This is a genomic window from Flavobacterium ustbae, from assembly GCF_003946915.1.
Taxonomy (GTDB): domain Bacteria; phylum Bacteroidota; class Bacteroidia; order Flavobacteriales; family Flavobacteriaceae; genus Flavobacterium; species Flavobacterium ustbae.
Genome location: NZ_RPOC01000002.1, coordinates 403,557 through 410,914, shown reverse-complemented (window position 1 = coordinate 410,914; position 7,358 = coordinate 403,557). Strand labels below are relative to the sequence as shown.

1 protein-coding gene is annotated in these 7,358 nt (G+C 38.5%); it reads right to left on the bottom strand.

Going from position 1 to position 7,358, the window contains the following annotated elements; translation table 11 throughout:
* Positions 1–6,925 (bottom strand): immunoglobulin domain-containing protein (locus tag EG814_RS05730; RefSeq protein WP_125719803.1); only part of this gene is annotated, 6,925 nt, incomplete at its 3' end.
* Positions 6,926–7,358: the final 433 nt, after the last annotated feature.

Sequence of the window (7,358 nt, the reverse complement as noted above, 5' to 3'; positions counted from 1 at the left end):
TTGGAGTTCCTGGATCACTTACAATCACATCAACTGTTAATCTTGTAGCGCTTTCGCAGCCTGTTGCAGTGTCTGAAATTGCTGCAAAATACTGGCCTGTTGTTAAAACTGTTGTTGGCGCAATAACTGTTCCGCCCGTTGCAGCAGTATACCAAACTATATTCGCTGCCGGAGTAGTCTGAATGCTTGCAAAAGTTGGAGCATCAGCCGTACAGAAGTTTTGCGTTCCTGCTGTTACTAAAGTTGGAGTTCCAGGGTCGTTTACAATCACATCAACTGTTAATCTTGTAGCGCTTTCGCAGCCTGTTGCAGTATCTGAGATTGCTGCAAAATACTGGCCTGTAGTAAGTGCCGTTGTAGATGGAATTGCTGTTCCTCCTGTTAAAGCCGTATACCAAACAATATTTGCTGCTTGAGTAGTCTGAATGCTTGCAAATGTTGGAGCATCTTCCAAACAGAAGTTTTGCGTTCCTGCTGTCACTAATGTCGGAGTTCCCGGGTCACTTACAATTACTTCAATTGTTAATCTTGTAGCGCTTTCGCAGCCTGTTGCAGTGTCTGAGATCGCTGCATAATATGTACCGCTAGTTAAAGCTGTAGTAGATGGAATTGCTGTTCCACCAGTTAAAGCTGTGTACCAAACTATATTTGCTGCCGGAGTAGTCTGAATGCTTGCAAAAGTTGGAGCATCAGCCGTACAGAAGTTTTGTGTTCCTGCTGTTACCAAAGTTGGAGTTCCAGGATCGTTTACTGTAACTGTAACTGCCAATCTTACTGAGCTTCCACAACTTGTTACTGCATCGCTCGCAGATCCATAATAAATTCTACTTACTAATGGTGTATTTGAAGCAATTATATTTCCGCCTGTAGCGGCATCATACCAAACTACATTGCTTTCATTGACTTGAATGTTAGCAACTGTTGGTGCAGCAGATAAACAGAAATCTTGAGTAGTATCTGTAGTTGTTGGCGTATTTGGATCACTAACAATAATTACTGCATCTTGTAATGTTCCAGCTAAATTTTCGCAAGTGTTAGTACTAGAAACAGCAACATAATACGTTATAGGACTTACGGCTTTTGTTAAACCTGTCGCGGTTAAAACACCAGCTGCATCTATTGCATATGTAATTCCTGCTATTACAGCTCCGTTTGTAATTGGCTGTGTCTTATTAGCGTTTAAGTACCAAGTAAATACTGGACTTGTTAAAGTTGGCGCAGTTGGAGTTAATGATGCTGGTAAACCTGGGCAAACCGTAACATCATCTACTAAAATATCATTTACTGTTGAAGGAGGCAAAATAGTGAATGTAATTTGCTTTCTGTCTGCTGCTGCAGTTTCACAAAGCTCATCTGAACTCACTCCAACAAAATAAGTATAAGTTCCCGGAGCCAATCCGTTTACAATTAATTGATTTGTTGTTTCACCCGGAATTAACTGACTTGTTGTTCCGTCAAAACTATACCAGTAATAGATTGGATTTGTCAAAACAGGTGTTCCTGTTAAACCTGTTGCTAAAGTTACAGATCCAGAAGCTGAACAAACTGAAGTTGAAGTTCCTCCATTTAAGGTGATATCTGTTAAAGCATTTACTGGTGCAGAAGCTTTCACTTCTACAGTTACTTCTCCTCTTGCATAATTTTGACAGCCATAACGTACTGGCTGAACATAATATTTATAAATACCTGCTGCTAAATTATCTGGAACTGCAAAAGTAGGTCCAGTTGCAACCGCATTTCCTCCTGTTTCTGCATCATACCAAATATAGGTTGAACAAGCAATTTCAGGAATTTGGAGCGTAATATCGGTTCCTGGACAGACCGTGATTTTATTCTGAGGATCTGCTCCAATAACTGTTGTGTTAGCAGTTCTTTCTACCGTATGAACTCTTAAGAAATCTAAAACTCCAACAACACCGCCTAAACGAATTCTAACTCTATCGTAAATTTCTGTTGGAGAAGACACCAATACCATTGCCAAAGAATTTCCTGGCAATAATTTTATACTTAATAATTGGCTTGTATTTTCAATTGGAGCACCAACTGCCACATTTCCTAAATAACGCTGAACTGAAAATCCTGTAAGTAAATTAACAGTTAAAAGAGTAGCAGGTTTAGAAACTACAATTCTTAAAGTATCACTAAGAACAGAAGGTGTTTTAAACTGCACTGTTAAATCTGCTGATGCTAAAGCACTTACTCCGCTATACATCGTTGCAAAAGTAGTCACATCATTATCTGCAACATTCCAAGCATCGCTTACCCCTACTGCTGCAGTTACAGCCCCAACAGGTAAGCCTAAATCTGTTGCGCCATAAAAAATATCTTGAATATCTCCTGGCGTACAAGTTACTGTTGTAACTGCTTGATTATAATGAGCATCAAATACTTTTACATTTTGAGCTACACTTACCAATGAAGACGATACAACGCGAATACCATCATAATCTTGTGGTCCAGAAGCATCTGAAGGGACAAATGTAAATTCATAAGAATTATCTCCTGAAATTAAATTTAATAATGATCCAGATACTGGTTGCGCTGAACCAATAAGAGCTCCATTTCTTGTTCCAATTACTGATAAATTCTGACCAACAGCCAACAAGCTATATTCAGAACCTAATTTAACGGTTACCGGAGTACCTTTAGAGATTGTAGTTGGCCAAGTTAAATTCTGCCATGTTGTACCAACACCTAAAAGTCCGATACCTGTATTAATTGTTGAGAATGTCTGAGGATTTCCATCAACTGCATTTGCGTCGTTTGAAACACCTCCAGTAATTATAGAACCTTCCGTTTGAGCTGTTGCATAAACTCGTTCTGTTAAGTTTTGACAGCTTGTAAGATCTATCACATTGATTATCTTAGTTGCTGTTGTAGTACAAGTTCCAGAAGTTGCAACTGCCGTATAGGTATAAACTCCTGGAGTATTCAATGGACCTGTAGTAAATGGAGGACCTGCAATTGCAACACCTTGAGAATTAAACCATGTAATAGTTCCTGTAGAAGTAGCATCTAATACAACATTAGTTCCAATATTTACAGATTCTTGAGGATTGGTTACCGCTAAGGTTGGCAATGCATTAATTGTCACGGTTACAGATGCTCTAGCTGACGGACAGGTGCTTGTTGTATTTTGCGCTTCTATAGAATAAACTCCGCTTACTGTGATATTTGCTGCAGCATCGGCAGTTATCACATTATTTGAAGAATCATAAAATGTATAAGTTGTATCTCCAGTTGAATCAAAATTTGTGATTGCATTAATTAGATTAGCGCTCCCACATGCTTCTAATGGAGTTGTTATAACTGTTAAAGGTGTAGTGGAAGGAAAAGTAACTACTACAGGAAGTAAAGTATTAATTTCATTATCGCACGTTGTACTATTTCCAACTGCAACAAAATAATTAAATGGAGAACCGCCCGCAGTAAGTCCACTTATTGTCAGCTCTCCTGTTGTATTATCTTTAGCAAAAGTGACTCCAGGCTGACTTGTTACTGTTGATCCTGTAATAATTTCTTGTGTTTTACTCTGATTAGTATAATATCTAAATTGAGCTCCAATTAAAGTCGAAGTTGGAGACAAAGTAACTGACCCATCGCAAGCTGCTGTCTGAGGGCTGGCTAAAGTAATATTTGCCGCAACAGCGTATGGATTTACTTGAACCGCAACTGGTTGACGTACACTGTTTACACAACCTAATCTTGTGGCTTCAAGATAATAAGTTGTAGTTGTCGATAAAGGACCAGTTGTAAGATCCGCTGAGCTTAAACTCACACCTCCCGCTGGAACGTCATACCATTCATAAATATCTACTCCAGCTGTCGAAGAAGCTTGTAATGTTGCTGATTGCCCAGCACAAATAGGTGAAGCATTTCCTGTAATTATGGCATCTTGTATTCTATAGGATGCTCCATAAATATCTAAACTAGTTAATGCCGATATCAAACCTCCAAGTCGGATTTCTATTGCATCATATGCAGCTCCAGCTGGAAAGCTAACTTTAAAGCGATCTGACGAAAGCAATTGCACATTGACCAATGCCCCAATATTTACTTGATCATTATTTGGATTTCCACCATTGTAAGTTCTTAAACTTATATACGAAAGTGCATTAATATCAATAATTCCACCAGGAATACCCAATTCGACATCAATAATATCTCCTTGCAATCCTACATGGCTAGTGCCAAAAGTTAATATCTGCTGTACATAACCTGTAGGCAGACCAGCAAGAACTCTTAACTGAGATGCAGTGCTAAAATCTCCATCAACTGCATTCTCAGGAAAATTTACAGCACAACCTATACAATTTAAACCATCAACATCTTGTGTTTCAGGCTGCAAACATGAAGTTATAGGAACTGGAGGCGTTACCACTACATTGATAACCGCTCTTGAGCTACTTACACAACCTAATGTGTTTCGAGCAGAAATATAAAAGCTTTTATTGGCCGTTAAGGAAGGACTAGGAGTATACGAAGCTGTATTAACTGCAATTGGGGTTCCTCCTGTTTCAACATCAAACCAATCATAAACAATTCCAGATACTGGATTTGATACTTGCAAAGTAACCATTTGCCCAGATGGAATGATTACCGTTGAAGAAGCTACAGTTGGTACAGCTGGCAATGGAGAAACATTAACAGGAATTTCTGTTCTTGATGAAATACAATCTCCAATAACAGCTTCAACAAAATAACTAGTTGAAGCAGATAAAATCGGAGTTGTATAAGAAGTTCCTGTAAACACTAAATTTCCCCCTGTAGCTGCATCATACCAATTATAATCAGTACCAGCAACTGGAGCATCAATTGTTAAGGTTGTTGACTGCCCGCTACAAATATTGGTAGGAACTGCTGTAATAGTTGGAGCAATAGGATTATCTATTAAAACCTCAACCGGATATCGCACACTATTTACACAACCATTTCTTGTTACCTCTATATAATAAGTAGTTGGTGCAGTTAAAGCTGGTGTTGTAAATGCTGCTGTAGATGCTAAAGGTGAACCTCCTGTATCAGCACTATACCAATTAACGGTTTCTCCCACAGCAAGTGCTGCTGTTAATGTTGTCGCTGTTCCACTACAAATAGTTGTATTACCCGTGATATCTGGAACTTTATATCTATAAGTTGCTTGATAAATATCTAAACTAGTTAAAAGTCCTAGCACACCACCTAAACGAACTTCAACTCGGTCAAAGTTGGCTCCCGCTGTAACAGTTGCTCTATATCTAGTTCCGCTTAATAACTGTAAAGTTATAAGAGGATTATTAATAGCAACTCGATCATTATTATAAGTCGCACCATTATAGGTAGCTAAACTAACCACGCTTAATAACTGCACGTCTGCCAAACCTCCTGGTAATTCTAAATCGACTTCAACAATATCTCCAGCTTTTCCTGGATTAGTAAATTGCAAAGTTTGTTGTACCGAACCCAATACATTAGCAGGAGTAGTAAGTCTTGCTGCAGTTGTAGGATTTCCATCTACAGAATTATTCGGATTTGTAGCGTTACACAATAAACAGATACCGACTTGAGATGTCACCTGACTGCTGGCCTCAAGACAGCCTCCTAGAGCTGCAGGCTGAACCGTTACAGTAACAGGCACTCTTACTGCACTAACACAATTTCCGTTTGCAGTTTGAGCTTCAACGTAATACGTTTTCGTCGCTGTTAATATTGGTGTAGTAAAAGTTGGCGTATTCGTTGCAACAGCTGTTCCGCCAGTTGCAGCTTCGTACCAGTTTAATTGTGTACCAGCTTCAGAAGACGCATTTAAAGTTGCATTCTGACCTGACTGTATCGTAACACTTTGAGTAAGAACTGTCGGATTAGCAGGAACTGCTGTCGAAACAACGTTAATATTAGCACGAGTTAGACTAACACAGCTTCCTATAGATGCTTCTACAGAAAAAGCAGTAGTTCCTAGAGCAACTGTCGGAGAATATGTAGTTCCTGTTGCTACCACAGTGTTTGCATTATCATACCATGTATAGGTGGTTCCCGGAACTGGATTTACTAAAGATAATGTTGTCTGTTGTGTTGGTCCCGTAGAACAAACTGTAGTTCCTACATTGCTATAAGCAGGTGCTACAGGATTAGAAACATTCAAAACAACAGGCACACGAACATTTCCTTCGCATCCTGCAGCTCTAGTTATTCCTATATAATAGGTTGTATTTGCTGTTAAAGCAGGAGTTGTATATGTATTCCCTACTGCCAAAGCTGTAGTAGAAAATTCAGAACCATACCATGCAAGCGAAGTGCCTGCAGCTGGTGTCGCAGTAAGAGTTGTTGGAACTCCAGCACAAACAGTCTGAGTTAAACCGCCAGATACAGTTGGCTGAGCAAACTCTAATCTAACATCATAAATTCTCACGGTTGCTAAAAGACTTAGCAGACCACCTCCAACCTGAATTTGAATTTGATTGGTATCACCAGTAATAGGAAATTTTGCAACAGCAACAGTATTTCCACTTAATAAATTTAAATTTAAAAGCGGACTGTTTAGAGCTACACTCGAACCTACATTGGTTCCAGAATTTTTAGCTTGAACTGTAGCATTAGACAATAAAGTTAAATCAAGCAAACCGTTTCCTGTACCAAAGTATATTGCAACTTGGTCACCAGCTCGAGCCGTTTGATTTAAGGTCATTGTTTCTTCTGCATAACATCCAGCAATCGCAATACCATTTGTCAAGGTTGCATAAGTGGATAAGCCAGCACTATCGTAAGCATTGGCAGGACTAGTAACCCCAACTCCTAAACACACAAGCCCTCCTCCAGTACTATTTGTTTGAGACACTGGTCTACAAATAGTCTGAGAGAATGCATTAGTGCATGTCAGGAATAAAGTTAAAAGTCCTAATAATCTCATTTGAGGATTGAGATTAAAAAAAGTAAATTTCTTTTTCATAATTTGGAAGATTAGAAAATGGACAATAAAACACCTCTCGCAGTAAGTGCAAGCACCTACGCAATTAAACAATCAGTTAAAAATGAAACAGTTAAAACATAAACCAGCAGCTTATAAATAAGCCAGCTAACTTTGTTTTATTAAAAAAATTATGTTGAATTCGATATACCGAAGCATATCCGAGAACAGATTCTATCTAGAGATAAAATGAGTTCTGCTTTTTTTAAGGAAAAATGATTTTGGCCAGTTTTCCTAGTGGAGTGATTTCTTGCAGGTCTAATTTTCACAAATGAAAATTTTTAGTTGATAGAACTGGGGATTCTTTTTATATAGGTTGATTCTTTTTTTAAAGAAAGTTGATTAGTCTTCCTCAATTAATCACGCTGGCAAAGCTGATTACGAATCTATTTATATTCAATAAAATTATTACTCC